Origin of the sequence: Clostridium sp. AF27-5AA, from assembly GCF_003478415.1 — a bacterium.
In the GTDB taxonomy this organism is placed as follows: domain Bacteria; phylum Bacillota; class Clostridia; order Lachnospirales; family Lachnospiraceae; genus Otoolea; species Otoolea fessa.
The window spans coordinates 184388-206690 of sequence record NZ_QUFH01000001.1 but is presented as its reverse complement, the minus strand read 5'-3'; the positions used below and the strand labels follow the sequence as shown (position 1 = coordinate 206690).

General features: G+C 48.4%; 23 protein-coding genes. 4 read left to right on the top strand and 19 right to left on the bottom strand.

What is annotated here, in order from left to right; all coding sequences use genetic code 11:
* Nucleotides 1-2: 2 nt before the first annotated feature.
* Nucleotides 3-506, bottom strand: a complete 504-nt coding sequence (gene coaD, locus DWY89_RS00970) for a pantetheine-phosphate adenylyltransferase (RefSeq protein ID WP_022358775.1) — start codon at nt 504-506, stop codon at nt 3-5.
* A 20-nt stretch (nt 507-526) separates the two neighbouring features.
* The gene (gene rsmD / locus DWY89_RS00965; RefSeq protein ID WP_022358774.1) at nt 527-1081 is read right to left on the bottom strand and encodes a 16S rRNA (guanine(966)-N(2))-methyltransferase RsmD; all 555 of its coding nucleotides are present in this window, start codon (nt 1079-1081) and stop codon (nt 527-529) included.
* A 314-nt stretch (nt 1082-1395) separates the two neighbouring features.
* Between rsmD and DWY89_RS00960 the strand changes: the two genes are divergently transcribed.
* Nucleotides 1396-1605 carry an alpha/beta-type small acid-soluble spore protein gene (locus DWY89_RS00960; protein WP_022358773.1) on the top strand — a complete coding sequence of 70 codons (210 nt, stop codon included), beginning with the start codon at nt 1396-1398 and terminating at the stop codon, nt 1603-1605.
* A 154-nt stretch (nt 1606-1759) separates the two neighbouring features.
* On the opposite strand, the gene pgeF is transcribed toward DWY89_RS00960, so the two are convergent.
* The 13 genes from pgeF to DWY89_RS00895 all read right to left on the bottom strand — a co-directional run bounded on the left by pgeF (nt 1760) and on the right by DWY89_RS00895 (nt 11263).
* A complete protein-coding gene (pgeF, locus tag DWY89_RS00955; protein ID WP_118293508.1) occupies nt 1760-2650 on the bottom strand; it encodes a peptidoglycan editing factor PgeF in 891 nt (296 codons plus the stop codon).
* A 70-nt stretch (nt 2651-2720) separates the two neighbouring features.
* Nucleotides 2721-3107, bottom strand: coding sequence for a YraN family protein (locus DWY89_RS00950; RefSeq protein WP_118523357.1), 387 nt, complete (start codon nt 3105-3107; stop codon nt 2721-2723).
* A gap of 15 nt (nt 3108-3122) precedes the next feature.
* Nucleotides 3123-3794, bottom strand: coding sequence for a ribonuclease HII (locus DWY89_RS00945; protein WP_118524296.1), 672 nt, complete (start codon nt 3792-3794; stop codon nt 3123-3125).
* Between the two features lie 6 nt (nt 3795-3800).
* Nucleotides 3801-4676 (bottom strand): ribosome biogenesis GTPase YlqF, encoded by an 876-nt coding sequence (gene ylqF / locus DWY89_RS00940; protein WP_118523359.1) that lies wholly within the window; start codon nt 4674-4676, stop codon nt 3801-3803.
* A gap of 24 nt (nt 4677-4700) precedes the next feature.
* Nucleotides 4701-5246: a signal peptidase I gene (gene lepB / locus DWY89_RS00935; RefSeq protein WP_106999916.1), complete on the bottom strand. Its 546-nt coding sequence runs from the start codon at nt 5244-5246 to the stop codon at nt 4701-4703.
* Nucleotides 5247-5481: 235 nt separating this feature from the next.
* Entirely contained in the window at nt 5482-5829 is a 348-nt protein-coding gene (gene rplS / locus DWY89_RS00930; protein ID WP_022360232.1) for a 50S ribosomal protein L19, read from the bottom strand.
* A 154-nt stretch (nt 5830-5983) separates the two neighbouring features.
* Nucleotides 5984-6742 carry a tRNA (guanosine(37)-N1)-methyltransferase TrmD gene (gene trmD / locus DWY89_RS00925; RefSeq protein WP_022360233.1) on the bottom strand — a complete coding sequence of 253 codons (759 nt, stop codon included), beginning with the start codon at nt 6740-6742 and terminating at the stop codon, nt 5984-5986.
* A 65-nt stretch (nt 6743-6807) separates the two neighbouring features.
* On the bottom strand, nt 6808-7320 hold the full coding sequence (rimM, locus tag DWY89_RS00920) for a ribosome maturation factor RimM (protein ID WP_118524295.1): 513 nt from the start codon (nt 7318-7320) through the stop codon (nt 6808-6810).
* 112 nt (nt 7321-7432) lie between these two features.
* Nucleotides 7433-7660: a KH domain-containing protein gene (locus DWY89_RS00915; protein WP_022360235.1), complete on the bottom strand. Its 228-nt coding sequence runs from the start codon at nt 7658-7660 to the stop codon at nt 7433-7435.
* A 32-nt stretch (nt 7661-7692) separates the two neighbouring features.
* The gene (rpsP, locus tag DWY89_RS00910) at nt 7693-7932 is read right to left on the bottom strand and encodes a 30S ribosomal protein S16 (RefSeq protein ID WP_106999919.1); all 240 of its coding nucleotides are present in this window, start codon (nt 7930-7932) and stop codon (nt 7693-7695) included.
* 81 nt (nt 7933-8013) lie between these two features.
* On the bottom strand, nt 8014-9381 hold the full coding sequence (gene ffh, locus DWY89_RS00905; RefSeq protein WP_118293513.1) for a signal recognition particle protein: 1368 nt from the start codon (nt 9379-9381) through the stop codon (nt 8014-8016).
* 15 nt (nt 9382-9396) lie between these two features.
* Entirely contained in the window at nt 9397-9738 is a 342-nt protein-coding gene (gene ylxM / locus DWY89_RS00900) for a YlxM family DNA-binding protein (protein WP_118482387.1), read from the bottom strand.
* Nucleotides 9739-9898: 160 nt separating this feature from the next.
* Complete coding sequence (locus DWY89_RS00895) at nt 9899-11263, bottom strand: MATE family efflux transporter (RefSeq protein ID WP_118523403.1); 1365 nt, start codon at nt 11261-11263, stop codon at nt 9899-9901.
* 218 nt (nt 11264-11481) lie between these two features.
* Here DWY89_RS00895 and DWY89_RS00890 point away from each other — a divergent pair, with 218 nt between their 5' ends.
* Complete coding sequence (locus tag DWY89_RS00890; RefSeq protein ID WP_118293514.1) at nt 11482-12561, top strand: Xaa-Pro peptidase family protein; 1080 nt, start codon at nt 11482-11484, stop codon at nt 12559-12561.
* Between the two features lie 170 nt (nt 12562-12731).
* On the opposite strand, the gene gatB is transcribed toward DWY89_RS00890, so the two are convergent.
* The 4 genes from gatB to aspS all read right to left on the bottom strand — a co-directional run bounded on the left by gatB (nt 12732) and on the right by aspS (nt 17385).
* Nucleotides 12732-14168: an Asp-tRNA(Asn)/Glu-tRNA(Gln) amidotransferase subunit GatB gene (gatB, locus tag DWY89_RS00885; RefSeq protein WP_118523360.1), complete on the bottom strand. Its 1437-nt coding sequence runs from the start codon at nt 14166-14168 to the stop codon at nt 12732-12734.
* A 1-nt stretch (nt 14169) separates the two neighbouring features.
* Nucleotides 14170-15645 carry an Asp-tRNA(Asn)/Glu-tRNA(Gln) amidotransferase subunit GatA gene (gene gatA / locus DWY89_RS00880; RefSeq protein WP_118524294.1) on the bottom strand — a complete coding sequence of 492 codons (1476 nt, stop codon included), beginning with the start codon at nt 15643-15645 and terminating at the stop codon, nt 14170-14172.
* Nucleotides 15646-15686: 41 nt separating this feature from the next.
* Complete coding sequence (gene gatC, locus DWY89_RS00875; RefSeq protein WP_106999925.1) at nt 15687-15980, bottom strand: Asp-tRNA(Asn)/Glu-tRNA(Gln) amidotransferase subunit GatC; 294 nt, start codon at nt 15978-15980, stop codon at nt 15687-15689.
* Between the two features lie 73 nt (nt 15981-16053).
* Entirely contained in the window at nt 16054-17385 is a 1332-nt protein-coding gene (gene aspS / locus DWY89_RS00870; protein ID WP_118523361.1) for an aspartate--tRNA(Asn) ligase, read from the bottom strand.
* 909 nt (nt 17386-18294) lie between these two features.
* Between aspS and DWY89_RS00865 the strand changes: the two genes are divergently transcribed.
* Both DWY89_RS00865 and purF read left to right on the top strand, forming a co-directional pair.
* A complete protein-coding gene (locus DWY89_RS00865) occupies nt 18295-20394 on the top strand; it encodes a glutamine synthetase III (RefSeq protein WP_118467731.1) in 2100 nt (699 codons plus the stop codon).
* 174 nt (nt 20395-20568) lie between these two features.
* Nucleotides 20569-21993, top strand: a complete 1425-nt coding sequence (purF, locus tag DWY89_RS00860; protein WP_118293519.1) for an amidophosphoribosyltransferase — start codon at nt 20569-20571, stop codon at nt 21991-21993.
* The last annotated feature ends 310 nt before the right edge of the window (nt 21994-22303 follow it).

Here is a 22303-nt window from a genome sequence, read left to right as displayed (position 1 = left end):
CCTTACTTACATTCCCTGTCTTCCTGAAGCGCCTGATATTTCTCCTGTACTTGTTTTGCAATGACCGGATCGAGAAATTCGGAAATGTCTCCGCCGTACATCGCAACCTCTTTTGCCATACTGGAACTTAAATACGCGTATTTAAGGTTCGTTGTCAGAAACAGGGTATCTATTTCGGGTGCAATCACCCGGTTCATCTGCGCGAGCTGCAGCTCATATTCGAAATCCGTGATCGCACGCAGACCACGCACGATGACCTTTGCGTGATTCTGGCGCATGAAATCGACCAGAAGTCCGTCAAACGACTGCACCTCCACGTTAGGAATGTCTTTTGTCACTTCCTCTAACATCTTAACACGTTCTTCGACAGAAAACAACGGAGATTTTGCGTTATTACACAAAACTCCCACGATGACCTGATCAAAAATTTCGGAGGATCGCTTTATAATATCAAAATGTCCGAGCGTCACCGGATCAAAGCTGCCCGGATAAATGGCTGTTTTCATCTTTTTTTCTCCTTTGGTATTCAAGCTTTTCGGATAAACAGATGTTTATTCGTCTTATATATCTTCTCTTTTTCGAGATGGTATCCCAGTTCTGAAAGGTAGCTGCACCCGGTCTCTTTCGATGCCTCTGTGATGATCATCGTATGTTCATCTGCCAGGGACGAATGCGCCAGATAAGTAAGCACTTCTTTCTCCCAGAGATGGTTGTACGGAGGATCCATAAAAATGAAATCAAACGCACTCTTCCGGTTTTCTATCCGTTTCAATGCATCCGAAATATCACAGTTTAACAGCGTCGCCTTATCAGCTAGGCGGGCCGCTTTCAGATTGTCACGGATGCAGTCCGCCGCTTTCGGATTCTTCTCCACAAAAACAGCTTCTTTTGCCCCGCGGCTTAAAGCTTCGATCCCGATCGCCCCGCTTCCGCTGAATAAATCGAGAAATGTGCATCCATAGATATCATTCTGAATCATATTAAAAAGAGTTTCTTTGATACGGTCCGTCGTCGGTCTCGTATCCATTCCCTCGATCGTCTTTAAAGTAAGCCTTCTGGCACTTCCTGCTATTACCCGCATGGATTTTTCTCCATCTTACTAGAAATATTAATGTATTTTGAACTGCAACCGTAAAATTCACCAAACAGTTTGCGTATTTTTTAACACTACATCTGTTCTATTATAGTATGAGTTTTACTGATATACAAGCATAAAATCGGATCAATACTAACTTTTTTCCCTACATTGTGGGTGTTTTGCCCCAAAATGTCAATTTGCACAAAACCTTCTAGTGTATTTCACTTTTAAGATCCGCATACTGAGAATGTAACAAAAAGAGACACCCGGACAAACGAAAGTTTGAAGGGGCACACGCAAAAAAGGAGGCGTCTGTTATGTCTAGTTCCAACAACACGAACAAAACCAATGTACCGGAAGCCAAGGAAGCGATGAACCGCTTTAAGATGGAGGTTGCCAATGAGATTGGCGTTCCGTTAAGCGAGGGCTACAATGGTAACCTGACCTCCGCACAGGCTGGTTCCGTCGGCGGCTATATGGTCAAAAAGATGATTGAGGAACAGGAAAAAAAGATGGCTGGTAAATAAGGCATCGTAGGGCTCTTCTGAATCTTCGCTGAAACGGCGAAAAAACGGCAGCAGCATGATTGACAAAACCGGACTTGAACGACCGATTTTCAATCATGCTGCTGTTCTTTTCTGCAAAACATTCATTCACTTGTTTGACAGACAGATTGTATACTTACTTTAGCGATAAAAATGCCGCCAGATTCCCCCTCTTATCTCCCATCACGCGGTGTGAATATAAAAGATCCGGATTGCATTTCGTACATACATTCGTCACAGCCAGATGCTCCGGTAAAATTCCGGCATCCAGGAGCACCAGGCGGTTCGCGCCCCAGAGGTCAAGCTGGTACTTGCCATTCCCCTTATTCATGAGAATCGATTTCCCATTCCAGGAATAACAGGATGTTGAATCATCCTGACTGATTTCTGCTCCAAATTCTTCTTTAAATGCGTCTGCCACATCCTCACTGACCTCATAACAGTCCCGGCAGATGCTCGGTCCGATGCAGACGCGCAGATCCTCCGGCTTCGTGCCGAACGCCTCTCCCATCGCCTCGATCGTTTTCTGTCCCATCCGGTGAACGGTTCCCTTCCAGCCGGAATGCGACAGTCCGATCGCACGATGCACCGGATCTACAAAATATAATGGTACACAGTCCGCAAAAAATGTAACCAGCGTCAGCCCCGGCACGTTTGTGATAAGCCCGTCGATGTTTTCATAATCGCGTTCCCGCCAGATTCCTTTTCCAGCGTCCGCTTCCGTAACAAGACGGATATTCGTCGTGTGTGTCTGATGGCTGAGCACCATCTTTGACACATCCGTTCCCAGAATCCGCGCCATTTTCCGGTAATTTTCAAGCACATCGTCCCGGTTGTCGCCGCGCGTCAGCGAAAAGTTCATCGTACTGAAATATCCCTTGCTCGCTCCGCCAAGCCGGGTAGAAAATGCGTGGCGCACCATCCTGGTCTGCTCTAAGAGCGGAAAGGTAAAATAAGCCACTCCGTTTGACTCATGAAGGGTAATTGGTGTCGGATGAACTGTTTTTTGTATATAGGTAAGCGCCATGATTGTCACATCCTTTTTCTGTCTCTTGCTCAAATCTCGTTGTGCAGTTTTTGAATTCTTTCATTTGTAATTATCCGCACCAGAACGCGTCCCGAATTAATCTCACGTTACTGCCAAGCACCGCCACCACATCAAACCGGCACGGCGTGTCCTCGGAAATATGATAACGCGTCATATAATACCGGGCGGTACGAAGAATCCGCGCCTGCTTGCGGGCATCCACTGCCTCCGCCGGATCGCCTTCGTGTTCATCGTGGCGGTATTTGACTTCGATAAAAACCAGGTAGTCTCTATCTCTTGCGATAATATCAATTTCACCCTGGCGACAGCGGAAATTCCGGCAGAGAATCTGATAACCGTGCCGGATGAGATATTCACACGCCAGAGTTTCATATTCAGTTCCGATGGCACGGCGGTTGAATGAATTTCCATGAAGATGAAAGTTTCTTTCTCCCATTCAGCTCCCTTTCTGTTATTTCATTCCCTGCATCGCGGCTTCCTCGCCCAGCAGCTTCTTCAAAAAGGTTCTCCGATGGATCGGGCATGGACCATAGGTTAAAATTGCCTCGTTATGCATCTTAGTTCCGTATCCTTTATGCTTCGCAAACCCGTATTCCGGATAGATTTTATCGTACTCCATCATCATATGATCCCTCGTCACTTTTGCCAGGATACTGGCTGCCGCGATCGAGACACTTTTTGCATCGCCCTTGATAATCTTAATCTGCTTTTCCTCCGAAATCCCCGGAATGATGACCGCGTCATTTAAAAAGATATCCGGCTCCTGCGGAAGCTGTGCGACTGCCTGACGCATCGCCTCATAGGTCGCCTGCAAAATATTGATGGAATCGATCATCTCCGGGCTTACAATTCCAATTCCGTAGGCAGCTGCCTTTTCTTTGATTTCCAGAAACAATTCTTCCCGGCATTTTTCCGACAATTTTTTGGAATCGTTCAGCCGCAGAATCGTACAGTCTTTTGGAAGTACCGCGACCGCCGCCACCACCGGACCGGCTAATGGACCTCTGCCCGCCTCATCAATGCCACAGACGATCCCTGCACTTTCGTACTGATGTTCATAGGCGCGCATTCCTTCGAGACGCGCCAGTTCTGCTTCCAGTTTTTCTCCTGTTAGTTTTCTCATGTTTTCCTATACCTCCGGCACTTCCAGCGTCACGCGCCCCAGTTTGCCGCTGCGGAAGTCATCTAATAGGAAGCCAGCCGCTTTTTTCGTATCCAGCTCGCTGCCCTTTAAAAGACAGGAACGTGCCCTTGCGATTTCACGCAGGATTTCCCAGGCTTTTTTTGTATCTTTGCCGTCCCCAGCCGTATTCTCAACCAGCGTCACACCATACCGCTCTTCCAGGCGCTTTCCGTAACGTCCGGACATATTTTTGATCAGCTCGGCTGCCAGCTCTTCCTTATCCAGAATCTCATCGTTGATCGAGCCGATAAATGCAAGGCACAGTCCCACATTCGGATCTTCAAATTTCGGCCAGAGGATTCCCGGCGTATCGAGAAGTTCCAGTGTCTTATTTAAGCGGATCCACTGGTTTCCCTTGGTAACACCCGGTTTATTTCCAGTCTTGGCGCAGGCTTTTCCGGCAAAGGAATTGATAAAGGTCGATTTTCCGACATTCGGAATGCCGACTACCATCGTCCGCACCGGGCGGTTTTTGATACCGCGGCGGCGGTCACGCTCAATTTTCTCCTTGCATGCCTCCTGCACCAGCGGCTGGATCTGCTTCATTCCCATGCCGCTGCGCGCGTTGATCCGGAGTGCATGGATGCCCTGCTCCTTAAACCATGCGATCCAGCGCTCTGTACAGCCGTCGTCCGCCAGATCCGCCTTATTTAAAAGGACAATCCGTCCCTTTCCCTTCGCAAGCTCATCAATATCCGGGTTGCGGCTGCCGAGCGGCACGCGCGCATCCACCAGCTCAATCACCAGATCGATCAGCTTGATATCTTCCTTCATGGCTCTTTTTGCCTTTGTCATATGTCCAGGGTACCATTGTATCTGCATGAAATTTTCTTCCTTTCTTAGAACCTATCTCGACGAAATCAACCCAAACCGGCTAACCGGCTGGATCCGCAGCCAGACCTTTCCTTTGATCTGCCGGAACTTCACATTTCCCACATTGGAAAAGCGGCTGTCCTCACTGCCGGAGCGGTTGTCACCCAGCAGAAAATATTCGTTTTTATCCAGACTAATCGGATATTCCGCCAGTCCAGCCAGAGCCGCCTTACCCAAGTCGTTCGGGGCGTCTAATTTTTCATTATTAATGTAAATATAACCGTCCTTGATCTGCACCGTCTCACCTGGCAGTCCAATGACGCGTTTTATATTGTAATTTCCCGTTTCTTTTTCAAATACGATAATGTCATAGCGCTTTGGGCGCATCACGCGGTAACTCAGGCGGTTCATCAGAACCTTTTCGTTCTGCGACAACACCGGTTCCATTGATTGACCACTCACCCGTATCTGTGTCCCCATCGCAAACACGGCGAACCACGCGATCGAAATTACCACCGCGATATCCACGATCCATCCAACCACCAGACGGATGCGGTTTTTATCCTCTTTCAGCTCCATATGTCACTCCCTCTCTATCCGTTCCCCATGAATCATCGCTCATGTCGCAAGCGACCGCGCTCGGCGCGAGAATGTGCCAGGACACATTCTTTTTTATAATAGGGAATCACAAGGAATTTCCTATTACACGAAAAAAAGCTGCTGCACAGCTCCTCCCGCCGCGCCGGACACACATAACCGCATATCCGGATGCACAGCAGGCTGACCTGTACAGCAGCCCCATCCGCTTCAGAAATTATTTTACTAACTCTTTTACCTTCGCTGCCTTGCCGATTCTGGATCTCAGGTAGTTCAGTTTTGCTCTTCTTACTTTACCTCTTCTTACTACTTCAACGTTCTCTACAGACGGAGAATGTAACGGCCAGGTCTTCTCTACACCAACACCGTTGGAGCTCTTTCTAACAGTGAAAGTCTCGCGAACGCCGCCGTTCTGTCTCTTAATAACAGTTCCCTCGAAAACCTGAATTCTCTCGCGGTTTCCCTCTTTGATCTTAGCAGATACACGTACTGTATCGCCTACGTTGAAACTCGGAACGGTTTCCTTTAACTGAGCTGCTTCAATGTTCTTAATAATCTCGTTCATCTTTGTGAACCTCCTTTAAAATCTTTGATGTTCTTAATACGATCTTTTATCCCGTAAAAACGTGCTTCCTGTAACAGCGGAACATCTCTTTATTTCACAGAATATGATTTTATCATAGAAATCCTTGATTTGCAAGGACTTTCTGCTCTCTTTTTTAGAGTTTTTTGGTTTCTTTTTCCTCTTTCTGACGAATCAGCTCTTCCAGATATTTCTTCTCTTTCTTATCCAGAACCGCATCTTTTAAAAGATCCGGGCGGCGTTCCAGCGTCCGTTCGATCGATTTCTGACGGCGCCAGGTCTCGATATTTTTGTGATGCCCGGTCAGAAGTACGTCCGGGACCGCCTTATCCATAAATACAACCGGGCGGGTGTATTGTGGATATTCCAGCAGATTGTCGTGAAATGACTCAAATTCCGCGGATACGTCATTATTTAACACACCAGGCACCAGACGGGAAATGCAGTCGATCATAACCATCGCCGGAAGCTCACCGCCCGTCAGGACATAATCGCCGATCGAGAGATAGTCGGTCACAACCAGCTCTAACGCGCGCTCATCGATCCCCTCATAATGCCCGCAGAGGAACACCAGATCCTCTTCTTTCGCCAGTTCTTCCGCGATTTTCTGGTTGAAAACCTGCCCCTGCGGAGTCAGATAGATCACGCGCGGACGTTTTCCGGTGCGCGCCGCCAGGTCTTCATATGCATCGTAAATCGGTTCCGGCTGCATCACCATACCGGCGCCGCCGCCATAGGGCGCATCGTCTACATGATGGTGTTTGTCCTTCGAGTAATCGCGGATATTGACCGCCTCAACCGAGATCAGCCCTTTGTCAATCGCACGCCCCGTAATACTTGTGTTCAGTCCCCCCATTACCATCTCCGGAAACAGGGTCAGAATATGAAAATTCATCCGTTTCTCCTATATTTATACAGCACTTTCACAACGGTACTTTCATTTTAGGATTTTCATTCCATTTACAGATCCAGCAGACCGTCCATGATATGAACCGTTACAGTGCCAGCCTCCAGATCAACATTCAGGATGCATTCCTTGATGGATGGGAAAAGGTATTCTTTGCCCTCAGGTCCTTCTATCACGTACACGTCGTTAGCCGCTGTCTGAAGGATATCCTTCACCGTACCGAACTCCTCACCCTCGTCCGTCAGCACTTTCAGACCTATCAGATCGGCAATGAAATTCTCATCCGGATTCAGTTTCACCGCCTGATCGCGGGTAATCAGAATATCCTTATTACGGAACGGCTCGCAGTCCTCAATCCGGTTCATCTCTTTAAATTTAAGAATGACCATATTTTTGAAAAAACGCGCCTGTTCCACGGTCACCGGCATTTTTTCTTTTCCAGTGTCGATATACGCTTTTTTTAATTTTTTAAAACGATTCACATCATCGGTGGTAGGAAATACTTTCACATCTCCGCGCAGGCCATGCGGGGATGTAATTACACCAACTCTCAGATAATCAACCATTCTGTAATCCTCCTGTATAAAATACATTTTTTTATTTCATAGGACGCAATTTCCTATGAAATAAAAAAGCCGGACACCCTTTCAGGCAGCCGGCTTTTCAGCTTCGTCTGTATTACTGAATCTCTACAATAACTTTCTTGTCTTCCTTGGATGAAGCCGCCTTGACAACCGAGCGAATCGCTTTCGCGATACGACCCTGTTTTCCAATTACCTTACCCATATCGGCCGGTGCAACGGAAAGCTCGATTACAGTCTCGTCGTCTTTGACCGATTCTGTAACCACTACCTCGTCCGGGTTCTCAACCAGTGCTTTCGCGATAACTTCTACTAATTCTTTCATACCTTTGCACCTCACAGGTCAGTATGCTTGATTTACTGGATACCAGCGATCTTTAAGAGTTTACCAACAGTCTCTGTCGGCTGAGCGCCTGTTGCTAACCATTTCTTAGCAGCTTCCTCATCGAATTTCAGAGTGCTCGGCTCTGTGTTCGGATCGTAGATACCGATCTCCTCGATGAATCTGCCATCTCTCGGGGATCTGGAATCTGCAACAACGATTCTATAGAAAGGAGCTTTCTTCTGACCCATTCTTCTTAATCTCATCTTTACCATTTTAAATTACCTCCTGAAATTTTCCTTATTTCCTTGAATTATAAAATATAGCTAATGCACACTGCATCTACTAACACTTGTTTAAAACGGCAGCTTCATCTTGCCAAGCATACCGCCGAGTCCGCCAAGACCCTTGCGTTTTCCGCCGCCTGCCATGCCCGGAAGCTGTTTCATCAGCTTTTTCATATCTCCGAACTGTTTTACCAGGCGGTTGACTTCTGCGATATCCACGCCTGCGCCCTGTGCGATTCGTTTCTTGCGGGACGGATTCATCAGATCCGGGTTGCGCCGCTCTTCGGCTGTCATCGAGAGGATGATCGCCTCTACGCGCCCCATCGTCTTCTCATTTTCATCTAAATCCAGACCCTTAAGCTGTCCCATGCCCGGCATCATGCTCATGATGCTAGCCATGCCGCCCATCTTCTTGATCTGGTTCATCTGATCGAGGAAGTCGTTGTAATCAAATTCTGCCTTCTTAATCTTTCGGCCGAGTTCTTTTGCCTTCTCCTCGTCGATCACAGCAGATGCTTTGTCGATAATGGAAAGAACATCGCCCATGCCCAAGATCCGGGAAGCCATACGGTCCGGGTAAAACTGTTCCAAATCGGAAAGTTTCTCGCCCATACCGACATAGAGAATCGGTTTTCCGGTTACCGCCTTGATAGAAAGAGCCGCACCGCCTCGCGTATCGCCATCCATCTTTGTCAGAACCACACCGTCAATGCCGATTTTGTCGTTAAACATGCTCGCTACATTGACTGCATCCTGACCAGTCATGGCATCTACAACGAGAAGTGTCTGATAAACATCCACATTCTCTTTGATCTCAACCAGCTCATCCATCATCGCTTCATCGATGTGGAGACGGCCGGCTGTATCGATGATAACCACATTGTTGCCATTTTTCGCCGCGTGCTCAAGCGCTGCCTTTGCGATATTGACCGGTTTGTGGTTCGTTCCCATCGCAAATACGGGAACACCCTGTTTTTCACCATTTTTCTGCAGCTGTTCGATTGCCGCCGGTCGGTAGACATCACATGCTACCAGCAATGGATTTCTTCCCTTTGCCTTGAGCTTTCCGGCAATCTTTGCCGTTGTGGTCGTCTTACCAGCACCCTGGAGACCTGCCATCATGATGACGGTAATCTCATTGCCCGGTTTTAACGCAATCTCTGTCATTTCGGAGCCCATCAGCTTGACCAGCTCATCGTTGACAATCTTTATTACCATCTGTCCTGGATTCAGACCATTTAAAACATCGGTTCCAATCGCCCGCTCCTGTACAGAATTGATAAACTGTTTTACTACCTTGAAGCTTACATCCGCTTCCAGAAGGGCCATCTTGACTTCTTTGAGTCCGGCTTTTACGTCGCTCTCGCTGAGTCGTCCCTTGCCTGTCAGGTTTTTAAACACATTCTGCAGTTTGTCTGCCAAGCTTTCAAATGCCATCAAAAACCTCCTGCATTATAAATCCAATATCTCGTTTGAGATTCGCCCGATTGCCTCAATCAGCGCCTGATTCTGTGTCTGGCTGAATTCTTCCGTCAACCGATGAATCTCAGTTACTTTTTCCTTGGTTTTCTGGAATTTGGCAATCAGTCCAAGCTTTTCCTCATAACCAAGAAGTGTACGGTCACAGCGCCGGATCAGATCATGCACACCCTGACGGGTAATGCCCTGTTCGTCTGCAATCTCACTGAGGGATAGATCGTTAAATACCACATCCTCATATACACTTTGCTGATGCTTTGTCAGGAGTTCTCCGTAGAAATCATACAAAAGACCCTGTTCAACAATTTTTTCCATTCCTCATCACCTGTGTTATCATACACGATAATCTAATTGGTGTCAAGTATTTTTTCTTTACACGAATCAGATTATCAAACGAATTATTTTTTATGCTGCTCTGTCTGTGTTTTCTTTCAAAAACAAACAGATTAATGATCGCATTACATCGTTTCAAATTCTATCCCCGCACCGGATGACCGTCTTCCTTCGGCAGTTTCTTCGCCGCCCGCCAGAAGCAGATCATATGTGCCGTCGCTGTGACCGCCCAGGAGATCGGGTACGACAGATACAGGATCGCCAGCGACCGCTGCGCTGCGAATATGGTAAAGATCCAAATCACTCGCAGTCCGCAGGCGCCGGTCAGTGAGACTAACGTCGGCAGGATCGAATACCCAAGTCCGCGGATGCTTCCGACCATCGTATCCATCACGCCGCACAGGAAATACGTCGTACAGATGATCGACATCCGGAGCAGTCCATAGGAAATAACGTCGGCATCTTCTGAATATACCTGCAACAGCCACGGACCGCCGAGGTATGCTGCAAATCCAAGCACCAGTCCTACTGTCACAACGACACCCTGGCAGGTGGCAAGAATCTTTTTGATCCGCGTATATTTCTCCGCTCCGATATTCTGGCTCGTAAAGCTTAAATTGGTCTGATACAGCGCATTCATCGAGGTATACACAAATCCCTCGATATTCTGCGATGCCGTGTTGCCTGCCATCGCGATCGAACCGAAGGAATTGACGGACGACTGAATCAGTACGTTGGAGATCGCAAAAATGGCACCCTGGATACCAGCCGGAAGACCTACCTTTATAATAAGAAGAAGTTTTCTCCGGTTGACTCCCAGCCTGGAAAGCGACAGCTTCATCGCGCCCTCTGAATGCATCAGGCAGCGGATAACCAGAAATGCGGAAATACACTGGGAAATCACGGTTGCCAGCGCGACACCCGCTACGTCCATCTGGAGCTGGGTAACAAAGAATATGTTCAGTGCTGCATTGATAACACCTGCCACGGTCAGGAAATACAGCGGACGTTTCGTATCGCCGATCGCGCGCAGGATCGCACTTCCGAAGTTATACACCATCGTTGCCGGCATACCGGCAAAATAAATCCGCATGTAGATCGTCGATTTATCGATGACATCGTCCGGCGTCCCCATCAGTTCCAACCAGAAACGTGAGGTAAACAAACCCAAAAAGACTAGAAACAGCCCGCTTATCAGGCTGACCGTGATCGCCGTATGGATTGTCTCGCTCATGTCGCGGTCATTCTTCGCGCCATAATAGCGTGCCACCAGGACGTTCGCACCGATCGACAGACCGATAAAGACGTTAATGAGAAGATTAATAAGGGAACTGGTCGAGCCGACTGCAGCCAGAGACTGGCTGCCTGCAAAACGCCCCACCACGATCACATCTGCCGCATTGAAAAGAAGCTGAAGCACACCGGAAAGCATCAGCGGAATGGAGTATGTAAGTACCTTTCCGAGAATCGGACCATTGCACATATCCATTTCATAGGATTTCGCCATGTTTTTCATCCTTTCGTATCTTAAAAATAAAAGTCCTTTCATTTTTCGAAGGCTGGTCAGTTGATACTATTCTACCCCCTTTCCATGCGCTTTTCAAGCGTTCTTTTAATCGTTGACTTTTTCCCGGCGCGTTTTATAATAAGGGTAGATAATTTACGGCGTAAACTGTCTGGCATCTTCACAGTTACAGCCACTTTACTTATAAGGAGGACATCATGATGAACACACAGCGACTTGAGAACGTTTTGAAGAAAATGGAAACAGAGGGACTCGAGCAGATGATTATTTCCGATCCTTATGCGATCTATTATCTGACGGGTCGTTTTATTGATCCGGGTGAACGTCTGCTGGCACTTTACATTAACCAGTCCGGCAAGAATAAGATCTTTATCAATAACCTCTTTACCGTTCCGGAAGATCTGGGCGTAGAGAAATTTCGCTTCTCGGATACAGACGATTACCTGACTCCTCTGTGCGACTGTGTTGAGGCAGGCAAACCGCTCGGTATTGATAAAACATTTGCTGCCCGTTTCCTGATTCCGGTCATCGATCATTCGGGCGCTTCCTCCTACAAGGTCAGCTCCATCTGCATCGATGAGGTCCGTGCGTGCAAGGATGACGAAGAACGTGAAAAAATGCGTGCGGTTTCCGCAATCAATGATAAGGCGATGGCACAGTTCCGAGGTCTGATCCATGAGGGCGTGACTGAGGAAGAGATCGCTTCCAAGATGTTAGATATTTATAAGAGTCTCGGTGCAGACGGATATTCCTTTGAACCACTGGTTGGCTTCGGTGCAAACTGCGCGCTTGGACACCACGGTCCGGACAACACGGTTCTGAAAGAGGGCGACACCGTCCTGTTTGATGTTGGATGCAGGAAGGATGGCTATTGTGCCGATATGACACGTACTTTCTTCTATAAAAAAGTACCGTCTGAGAAGCACCGCGCTATTTATGAGACCGTCCGCCGCGCAAATGCTGCCGCAGAAGCAATTCTGAAACCGGGCGTTCCGCTCTGCGAAGTCGATAAAGCTGCCCGCCAGATCATCGAGGATGCCGGATATGGTCCGAACTTTACCCATCGGCTGGGACATTTCATCGGTCTAGAAGTACATGAGTACGGCGATGTTTCTTCTGCGAACACCAAGGTCGCTGAGGTTGGCAATATCTTCTCCATCGAACCAGGTATTTATGTAGAAGGCGAAGTTGGCGTGAGAATCGAGGATCTGGTGCTGATTACTGAGGATGGATGCGAGATTCTAAACTCCTTCAGCAAGGAGCTGGATATTGTAGAGTAATCACATCGCATCATTTATAACACGATTATAAAAAAGGAACTGTTACAGATGGTATTTCTGGTAATTCCGATTACAAATCACGAATCATCCAGAAAGCCAACATCTGTAGACAGTTTCTTTTTAGTTTTCTTTAAAAGCTAATTATAATCTTCATTTATAAAAAGGCGTTTTTACGCGTTCAGCTTCTCCGTCATCATTTCATTCACTTTACCCGGATTTGCCTTGCCCTTCATCGCTTTCATCACCTGACCGACCAGGAAACCAAGTACCTTTGTCTTTCCGCTCTTGTACTCTTCCACCGTCTTCGGGTTTGCGGCGAGCACATCGGAAACTGCCTGTTCCAGAGCACTGTCGTCATTGACCATGCCAAGTCCGTGTGCATCGACATAGGCGGACGGATCGACATCTTGCTCAAAAATAGCTGTAAATACTTCTTTGGCCGTGTTGTTATTGATCGTTCCGGCATCGACCAGATCGGTGAGCTGTGCCAGATGTATCGGGGAGAACCACAGGCTTTCAGCGTCCTCTCCTTTTTCCTTGAGCAGGCGGCTTGCCTCGCCGATCAGCCAGTTTGCCACCTTCTTCGGTTTCTGGCAGAGGGTGGTGGTCTTTTCAAACACATCCGCCATTTTCTTAGACTCAGTCAGGATGCGGCTGTCATATTCAGACAGACCATATTCGCTCTGGTAACGTGCCATTTTTTCCGGCTGCAATTCCGGCAGGGCGGCGCGGACAGATTCCAGCCACTCATCGCTGATGCAGACCGGCGGAAGATCCGGATCCGGGAAATAACGGTAATCTTTCGCATCCTCTTTGGAACGCATCGCATAGGAGTATTCCTTGTTGTCATCCCAGCGTCTCGTCTCCTGGATGACTTTCCTGCCCTCTTCCAGCAGCTCAATCTGGCGGGTGCGCTCGCCGTCGATCGCACGGGCAATCGCCTTGAAAGAGTTCAAGTTCTTCATCTCAGTTCTCGTACCAAATGTTTCACTTCCCACCTCACGGACCGATAAGTTGACATCGGCACGCATCGAACCTTCCTGTAACTTACAATCGGATGCGCCCAGATACTGTACCAGCAGGCGCAGGCGTTCGAGGTAGGCAATAACCTCATCAGCACTCCGCATATCCGGCTCAGAAACGATCTCGATCAGCGGCACGCCGCTTCGGTTATAATCAACCAGAGAGCAGTCTTCCCACTCGTCGTGGATCAGCTTTCCGGCATCTTCCTCCATGTGAATTTCATGAATACGAATTTTCTTTTCACCGGCAGGCGTATCGATCGGGATATAACCGTCGTGGCAGATCGGGAGATACAGCTGGGAAATCTGGTAGTTTTGCGGATTGTCCGGATAAAAATAGTTTTTCCGGTCAAATTTACAGAACTGGTTGATACCGCAGTTTGCCGCCAGGCCGACAGACATCGCGTATTCAACGACCTTCTTATTTAAAACCGGCAGAGAACCCGGCATACCGGTACAAACCGGGCAGGTATGAGTATTTGGTTTTGCTCCAAATTCGGTGGAGCAGCCGCAGAAAATCTTGGTTTTCGTCGCCAGCTCTACGTGTACCTCCAAGCCGATGACTATTTCATATTCTTTCTTCATCTTATCTGCCCTCCTTATCCGTTATAACTGGAAACTTCCACGCGCCTCTCGCCTTTTCGTATGCAGAGGCCGCGCCAAACAGCTTCTTTTCCTGGAAGCAGTCTGCGATCATCTGAAGCCCGATCGGAAGTCCTCTCGAATCCAGCCCGCACGGAACTGAAATGCCCGGAAGACCTGCCAGGTTGACCGAAACAGTATAAATATCGCCCAGATACATCTTCATCGGATCGGAAAGGCTGTCGCCCAGCAGCGGTGCCGTGGACGGCGCTGCCGGTCCCAGAATGACATCGTATTTCTCAAACGCCTTGTCAAATGCCTGTTTAATCAATGCTTTTGTGCGGAGTGCTTTCAGATAATATGCATCGTAGTAGCCGGAACTCAAAACGAACGAACCGAGCATGATACGGCGTTTTACCTCTGGTCCAAAGCCCTCGGAACGGCTCTTTTTATACATTTCATGTAAATCTTCATATTCCGGTGTGCGGTAACCGTACTTCACACCGTCAAACCGGGACAGGTTGGAGCTTGCCTCCGCTGATGCAATGACGTAATATGCCGGGATCGCATACTCAACCATGCCTAAATCAAAAAACTCCACTTCTGCCCCGCGTTCTTTTAACGCATCGGCTGCCGCCAGAACAGCTTTTTTTACATCTTCATCGAGGCCTTCGCCCAGATAATCGGACGGGATTCCGATCTTCATCCCTTTTACCTCTCCGGTCAGGGCAGCGGTAAAATTGTACGCCTCCCGCTTGACAGAGGTGCTGTCCTTTTTATCATAGGAAGCGATCGTCTCCAGAATTGCCGCGCAGTCTGCGGTATCTTTCGCAATCGGTCCAATCTGATCCAGCGAGGAACCATAGGCGATCAGACCATACCGGGAAACCGTTCCATAGGTCGGTTTGATGCCGGTCACGCCGCAGAAGGAACTTGGCTGGCGGATGGAACCGCCCGTATCTGAACCAAGAGCAAAAAAGGTCTCTCCCGCTGCGACAGCCGCACACGAGCCACCGGAAGATCCGCCCGGTACATGCTCTGTATTCCACGGGTTTTTCGTCGGTCCAAACCAGGATGTCTCGGTCGTACTTCCCATCGCAAATTCATCCATATTTGTCTTGCCAAGCAGGATCGTACCGGCTTTTTTGAGGTTCAGCGCTGCCTCCGCTGAGTACGGAGGTACAAATCCCCTTAAAATTTTGGAACTGCACGTTGTCTCAATTCCCTCTGTACAAATATTATCCTTGATCGCCATTGGAACGCCCGCCAGCGGTCCGGTCAGGGTGCCATCGTCAATCTGTTTCTGGATCTCATCCGCCTGTGTCAGTGCTGCCTCCTCGGTCAGCGTTACATAAGCATGAACTATATCTTCATATTTATGAATCCGTTCCAGAGATGCCTGTACCGCCTCCCGGACGGAGATTCGTTTTTCTTTAATTTCTTTTCCCAGCTCCAGCGCTGTTAATTCTGAAATTCCCATCCTGATTTCCTCCATATTGCTGCCTGTATCTCTACTTCTTTTTACTCCACTGTCCTAGGCACCTTGTACTGTTTTTCTTTCTGCTCCGGTGCATTCGAAAGCATCGCATCTGATTCATCTCCATTTTCCACGACATCTTCGCGGAACACATTGTGAATGTCAAAGACATGCGACATCGGTTCTACCTCCGAAGTATCAAGCTGATTCAGCATATCGATATACTCAAGCATCCGGCTCATGTCGCTTTTCGCTGCCTCTTTTTCCTCCGGGGAAAGGGAAAGCTTTGCTAAAATACCAACATAATCAATCATTTCATCGTCTATTTTCACTGCCATAAGTTCTGTTCCTTCCTATTATAATGTGTTATGGACAAACTCTTTGTTTCATAGGAAATTGCGTCCTGTCACGTTACGGTACCAGACGGCTCATATCTCTCGGGAAGAGCGATACCTCACGGACATTCTCCTCTTCAAGCAGCTGCATCGTCATACGTTCCAGACCGATACCGAGTCCGCCGTGAGGCGGCATACCGTGTTTGAAGGTGCTTAAATACTGTTCCATTCCCTCGGTATCCATACCGCGTTTTTCAATCTTCTCCATCAACTCGGTGTAGCTGTGGATACGCTGTCCGCCGGTTGTGACTTCCAGTCCACGGAATAAAAGGTCAAAGCTGAGTGTTACTTTCGGGTCTGTCGGGTCATCCATCGCATAGAATGGACGCTTCTTGGATGGATAATGGGTGACAAACACGAAATCGGCGCCGTACTCTTCTTTAAAGTAGCGTCCAATCAGGTGTTCTTCCTCCGGCTCCAGATCGTATGGGTTTTTGATCTGGGTTCCATATTTTTCGGAGGCAAGGCGTTTCGCCTCGGTAAAGGTCACTGCCGGAATCTTCTCTACTTCCGGAAGTTTGACTTTAAGGATTTCCAGCTCCGTGGAATATTCCTTCTTTAAAATTTCCACCATATGCTGAAGAAATCCGGTTTCCATCGCCATGATATCGGTAAAATCATCGATATATCCCATCTCAAAATCCAGTCCGGTATATTCGTTTAAATGACGTTTCGTGTTGTGCTTCTCCGCACGGAACACCGGACCAACCTCCATCACACGGTCAAACACGCCGACCATCATCTGTTTGTAAAACTGCGGACTCTGCGCTAACACCGCCGGGCGGTGAAAATAATCGAGTTTAAAGACGTTTGCTCCGCCCTCGGCTCCTTTTGCTCCGATCTTCGGGGAATGAATTTCCGTAAATCCTTCTCCATGCAGGTACTCCCGGAATGCCCGTGCGATTCCTTCCTGGATTCTGAAACGTGCGCGCTCCCGCAGGTTGCGGAGTGTCAGAGAACGCATATCCAGTTTGGCTTCCAGGGATGCGCTCATTTTCCATTTTGATACGGCAATCGGCATCGGTTCTTCCGGTTTCGAGAGGATCCGAACACTTTTTAAACGAAGTTCCATGCCTCTCGGCGCCCGCTCTTCTTTTCGGAGGACACCGGAAACTTCTACGAATGTTTCTTCTCTTAATTCAGTAAAATCTGCGTCGGTCACACCTTTTTCATAGACAGTCTGCAGCACGCCGTCACGTTTCCGGAGAATCACAAATGCGATATCGCCCATGTTGCGGACACTCATGATCGCGCCGTTTACCTTTACTTCCCGTCCATCCATACCGTCTGCAAACACGGCTGCCAGATCCAGCACTTCTTTTTCCTTTTTACCTGTCATAAATTCCATCGCTGTTTCCTCTCTTTCTCTGCTTTTTGATATGTCCGGGACGGGAATAATGAAAAAGAATGTGCCTTGGCACATTCTCGCGCCGAGCGCGGTCGCTTGCGACAAACTACATCTTCGCGCGAGTGCGCATCATTGGCACGTTAGTGCCTTTTTTGTAATAGGGGATTCCAAGGAATTTCCTATTACAAAAAAAGTCCCGGAATGACGTTCACTCACATCATTCCGGGACGGGATATTCCCGCGGTACCACCCGCATTTAAAAAGAAACGATTATTTTTCTTTTTACTCTTTCGCTGCTTAACGCGCAGTCACGTGATGACCTACCCGCGGCGGCTGGCGGGGTGTCCAGTGTCGCTCTCAGTCATCCGGCTCCGGAGTGTTCCCTATTGTCCCGCTCCCTCCTGACACGGCTCTCAGCCGGTGACCGCGTCTTTCTGTCGGATTCTTCGAAACAGAGTCTCCATCTTTGCCTTTTAAAAAAGTGGGCACGAATACCATGATTATCATGGCATCCTTGCCCACCCCGTTGGATTCAATTTTTTATGTTCAAACTATAAACTATTTTTCTGAGTTTGTAAAGAGGTTTTTTGATTTTTTTTCTCGCAGTAATTCTGTATGGAATATGTCAGCTTCGCTGACCAGTATCACGCGCCAAGTCTCACAGATGTTCGACTTAAATAGAAGAAATCTTGTACAATATTCTCCCTTGAAACATTTTTTCAAAATTCGTGTGCAAATTGTATTGACATTCAGAATTTTTCGTGTATACTACTACACATAAAAGCAAGGGCGCTTCGAGATGATCGAGGTGCCCTTTTCTTTATGTAAAATGTGTCAGAGCACATTCATCTTACGTAGATTTAATCATCACAAAATCGCAGACATAAAACCTGAAAGGAGACATGAGTTATGAAAAAAAACATCCCTGAACTGTATGGAAGTCTTGTATTCAACGACAAAGTCATGAAAAGCAAATTGCCGCGAGATGTTTATAAGGCACTCCGCAAAACGATTGAAAATGGCAGCCATCTGGATCTCGATATTGCAAATGCAGTTGCAGTTGCAATGAAGGAATGGGCAGTTGAAAATGGTGCAACTCACTTCACACACTGGTTCCAGCCGATGACCGGCATCACTGCTGAGAAGCACGACAGTTTCATCAACCCGGTTGGCAATGGCGAAGTTATCATGGATTTCTCCGGCAAAGAGCTGGTAAAGGGCGAACCGGATGCATCCAGTTTCCCATCAGGCGGACTTCGTGCCACCTTTGAGGCAAGAGGTTATACAGCCTGGGATCCAACCTCCCCGGCATTTATTAAAGATGATACACTCTGCATTCCGACCGCATTCTGTTCCTACAGCGGCGAAGCACTTGATACCAAAACCCCCCTTTTGCGTTCGATGGAAACCATCAACCGCGAGGCGCTGCGTGTCCTGAAGCTCTTCGGAAATGAAGATGTGACCCGCGTTGTCTCCACCGTTGGTCCGGAACAGGAGTATTTCCTGGTTGATAAAGAACTGTTTAATAAGAGAAGCGATTTGAAGCTCTGCGGAAGAACTCTGTTTGGCGCACCAGCTCCGAAAGGTCAGGAAATGGATGACCACTATTTCGGCGCTCTCCGTCCGAGAGTTTCCGCTTTCATGAAAGAACTGGATGAAGAGCTCTGGAAGCTCGGTATTCCGGCAAAAACCAAACACAACGAGGTAGCTCCGGCGCAGCATGAACTTGCCACCATCTACACGACTACCAATGTGGCAGTTGACAACAACCAGCTCACTATGGAAATCATGAAACGTGTGGCAGAGAAACATGGCCTTGTGTGCCTGCTCCATGAGAAACCATTTGAGGGCATCAACGGAAGCGGTAAACACAACAACTGGTCTTTATCGACCAACACCGGCGAAAACCTTCTTGATCCGGATCGCGATCCGGCAAAGAACTTACAGTTCCTTCTCTTCCTGTTCGCAACGATCAAGGCAGTCGATGTCTACGGCGATCTGCTCCGCGTATCAGTTGCAACTGCTGGAAATGACCACCGTCTGGGCGGTAACGAGGCACCGCCAGCTATCGTGTCTATGTTTATCGGAGATGATCTGGAAGCAGTTCTCGATATTGTGGAAAAAGATCTCGAGTCTGAGGCAAAAGAAGTCCAGACCATGAAGCCGGGCGCAAAGGTTCTGCCGCACTTTATCAAAGATACAACCGATCGCAACCGTACTTCTCCGTTTGCCTTTACCGGCAATAAATTCGAGTTCCGTATGCCAGGTTCCGCTCTCTCTGTATCGGAACCGAACATTGTCATCAATACAGCCGTAGCTGAAGTTTTAGGCGAATTTGCAGACCGTCTGGAAGGTCTTTCAGGCAAGGCTCTGGAGGCAGAAATCCATCTGCTCTTAAAGGAAGTGCTGCGTGATCACCGCCACATCGTATTCAACGGCAACGGTTACACCAGCGAATGGGTAGAGGAAGCTCACAAACGCGGACTCTTCGACCTGCCGAGCTGCGCAGAGGCATTTCCGCGCCTGATTGCTGAGAAAAACGTAGAACTGTTCCTGAAACACGGCATCTACACCAAGGAGGAACTCTTCTCCCGCTACGAAATCAAGGAAGAGAACTACATCAAGACCATCAACATCGAGGCAAAGACGATGCTTTCGATGATGAAGAAGACCTTTCTGCCGTCCGTCCTCTCCTACTGCAAGGAGCTGGCTGAAACCGCCGCAAAGACAAAGGCAATCCTGCCGAACGCACCGATCAGCGCCGAGAGCAAACTGCTTGAGAAGCTGTCCGGTCTCTACACCGAGATTTCCGAGAAAACCGAAGCACTGGCAGAGGCTGAAAAAGCGGCAGAATCCATGGAAGATAATATCGAGAAGGTTACATATTTCCACTATACGATTCTTGCCAAGATGGATGACTTGAGAAGCAGCGTTGATACCGCAGAAGCCCTGATTCCGGATTCCTTCCTGCCGTATCCGACTTACGATGAACTTCTGTTCTCCGTATAATCTGACATGTCAATATTATGACTTGATTGAAAAATCGAGAAAAATGTGTTATGATTTGGCTGCAAAATATTGGTATATTGTCTTTTATACTGATATTTTGCAGTCAATTTTGGGTTCTTATCCCTGTTATTTTCTTATCATTCAGGTATCTTGAATACAAAGGAGGTTTATATCATGAGGGAGTCACTCACATACGAAACCGGACTTCGTGAGGAATGCGGCGTATTTGGAATGTTTGACCTGGAGGGCGGCGATGTTGCCAGAGATATGTACTACGGACTCAGCGCACTCCAGCACCGCGGTCAGGAGTCATGCGGCATCGCAGTCTGTGACACGAACGGCCCAAAGGGCGTTGTCAACTGCTACAAAGGGCTGGGACTTGTCAATGAGGTATTTCATGAGGAGACGTTAAAACGCCTCGGCGGCAATCTGGGAGTTGGTCATGTTCGCTACTCCACAACCGGTTCTTCTACCATCGAAAACACACAGCCACTGGTACTTAAGTATTTTAAGGGAACACTCTGTCTGGCGCACAACGGAAACCTGGTAAATGCGTTTGAGATGCGCCGCCAGCTTGAAGAAACCGGCGCAATCTTCCAGACGACGATGGATTCAGAGGTAATCGCATTCCACATCGCCAGAGAACGTCTGGCTGCCCCGACCGCTGAAGAGGCAATCAAACGGACCGCGGCAAAAACACGTGGCGCTTATGCCCTGATTATCTCCAGCCCGCGCAAGCTGATCGGCGTTCGTGATCCATTTGGTCTGCGTCCTCTCTGCCTCGGCAAAAAGGGAAATGTCTGGATCATGGCATCGGAAAGCTGTGCCATCACCTCGGTCGGCGGCGAATTTATCCGTGATATCGAACCGGGTGAGATCGTGACCATCACCCGCGACGGCGTTTTTTCTGATAAAAGCCTGCAGCAGGAAAAACGGGCGCACTGCGTTTTCGAATACATCTATTTTGCCCGCCTCGACAGCCACATCGATGATGTGAGCGTCTATGAGGCTAGGCTGCGCGGCGGCGCTGCTCTCGCACGTTCCTTCCCTGCCGATGCCGACCTCGTCGCCGGTGTACCGGATTCCGGTCTGACCGCCGCGATGGGATATGCGAAGGCATCCGGCATTCCATATGAGATTATTTTCCATAAAAACAGCTATGTCGGCAGAACTTTCATCAAACCGACCCAGGAAGAACGCGAAAATAGCGTCCGGATCAAGCTTAATATTCTGGAACCGGCTGTCAGGGGAAAACGCATTGTCCTCGTCGATGACTCCATCGTGCGCGGTACGACGATGAAAAACCTGATCCGCATGCTCAAAAAAGCCGGGGCGAAGGAGGTTCATGTGCGCGTCAGCTCCCCGCCATTCCTCTTCCCCTGCTATTTCGGCACCGATGTCCCCTCCAATAAACAGCTCATCGCCAGCAGTCATTCCGTCGAAGAAATCTGCCGGGAGATCGGTGCGGATTCGCTTGGATATATGCCGGTTGAAGATCTCGAGGAGATGGCAGGCGGACTGCCGCTCTGTACGGCATGCTTCACCGGAAACTATCCGATGGATGTGCCGGATGGGGAGATTAAGGATGCATTAGAATAAATATTTCGCAAATGAAAAAGAATGTGCCTTGGCACATTCTCGCGCTGAGCGCGGTCGCTTGCGACATGTTTCTGCTTCGCGCGAGTGCGCATCATTGGCACGTTAGTGCCTTTTTGTGTAATAGGGAATTCCAAGGAATTCCCTATTACATAAAAAAGGGCTCTCACCGAGTCCTTTTTTATCCCTCACACTTTTTCACGTTTTGTCAAAACTTTTGTTTTTGTTTAAAATGTCTTATATGTTTTTATACATTGGATGACGGACGGTTGTTCTTCATCCCGTCCTGCGAAAAACAGCAAAAACGTGCGAA

Coding starts and splice junctions, on each gene's coding strand:
- DWY89_RS00865 (WP_118467731.1), top strand. CDS start 18,295: ATGAAAAAAAACATCCCTGAACTGTATGGAAGTCTTGTATTCAACGAC.
- DWY89_RS00950 (WP_118523357.1), bottom strand. CDS start 3,107: ATGGGAGAAAGAAACTTTCATCTTCATGGAAATTCATTCAACCGCCGT.
- rsmD (WP_022358774.1), bottom strand. CDS start 1,081: ATGCGGGTAATAGCAGGAAGTGCCAGAAGGCTTACTTTAAAGACGATC.
- rpsP (WP_106999919.1), bottom strand. CDS start 7,932: ATGGTAAAGATGAGATTAAGAAGAATGGGTCAGAAGAAAGCTCCTTTC.
- ylxM (WP_118482387.1), bottom strand. CDS start 9,738: ATGGAAAAAATTGTTGAACAGGGTCTTTTGTATGATTTCTACGGAGAA.
- rplS (WP_022360232.1), bottom strand. CDS start 5,829: ATGAACGAGATTATTAAGAACATTGAAGCAGCTCAGTTAAAGGAAACC.
- trmD (WP_022360233.1), bottom strand. CDS start 6,742: ATGAATTTTCATATTCTGACCCTGTTTCCGGAGATGGTAATGGGGGGA.
- DWY89_RS00895 (WP_118523403.1), bottom strand. CDS start 11,263: ATGGCGAAATCCTATGAAATGGATATGTGCAATGGTCCGATTCTCGGA.
- coaD (WP_022358775.1), bottom strand. CDS start 506: ATGAAAACAGCCATTTATCCGGGCAGCTTTGATCCGGTGACGCTCGGA.
- gatB (WP_118523360.1), bottom strand. CDS start 14,168: ATGAAGAAAGAATATGAAATAGTCATCGGCTTGGAGGTACACGTAGAG.
- DWY89_RS00960 (WP_022358773.1), top strand. CDS start 1,396: ATGTCTAGTTCCAACAACACGAACAAAACCAATGTACCGGAAGCCAAG.
- lepB (WP_106999916.1), bottom strand. CDS start 5,246: ATGGAGCTGAAAGAGGATAAAAACCGCATCCGTCTGGTGGTTGGATGG.
- pgeF (WP_118293508.1), bottom strand. CDS start 2,650: ATGGCGCTTACCTATATACAAAAAACAGTTCATCCGACACCAATTACC.
- gatC (WP_106999925.1), bottom strand. CDS start 15,980: ATGGCAGTGAAAATAGACGATGAAATGATTGATTATGTTGGTATTTTA.
- rimM (WP_118524295.1), bottom strand. CDS start 7,320: ATGGTTGATTATCTGAGAGTTGGTGTAATTACATCCCCGCATGGCCTG.
- ylqF (WP_118523359.1), bottom strand. CDS start 4,676: ATGCAGATACAATGGTACCCTGGACATATGACAAAGGCAAAAAGAGCC.
- purF (WP_118293519.1), top strand. CDS start 20,569: ATGAGGGAGTCACTCACATACGAAACCGGACTTCGTGAGGAATGCGGC.
- DWY89_RS00945 (WP_118524296.1), bottom strand. CDS start 3,794: ATGAGAAAACTAACAGGAGAAAAACTGGAAGCAGAACTGGCGCGTCTC.
- DWY89_RS00915 (WP_022360235.1), bottom strand. CDS start 7,660: ATGAAAGAATTAGTAGAAGTTATCGCGAAAGCACTGGTTGAGAACCCG.
- aspS (WP_118523361.1), bottom strand. CDS start 17,385: ATGGAATTTATGACAGGTAAAAAGGAAAAAGAAGTGCTGGATCTGGCA.
- DWY89_RS00890 (WP_118293514.1), top strand. CDS start 11,482: ATGAACACACAGCGACTTGAGAACGTTTTGAAGAAAATGGAAACAGAG.
- ffh (WP_118293513.1), bottom strand. CDS start 9,381: ATGGCATTTGAAAGCTTGGCAGACAAACTGCAGAATGTGTTTAAAAAC.
- gatA (WP_118524294.1), bottom strand. CDS start 15,645: ATGGGAATTTCAGAATTAACAGCGCTGGAGCTGGGAAAAGAAATTAAA.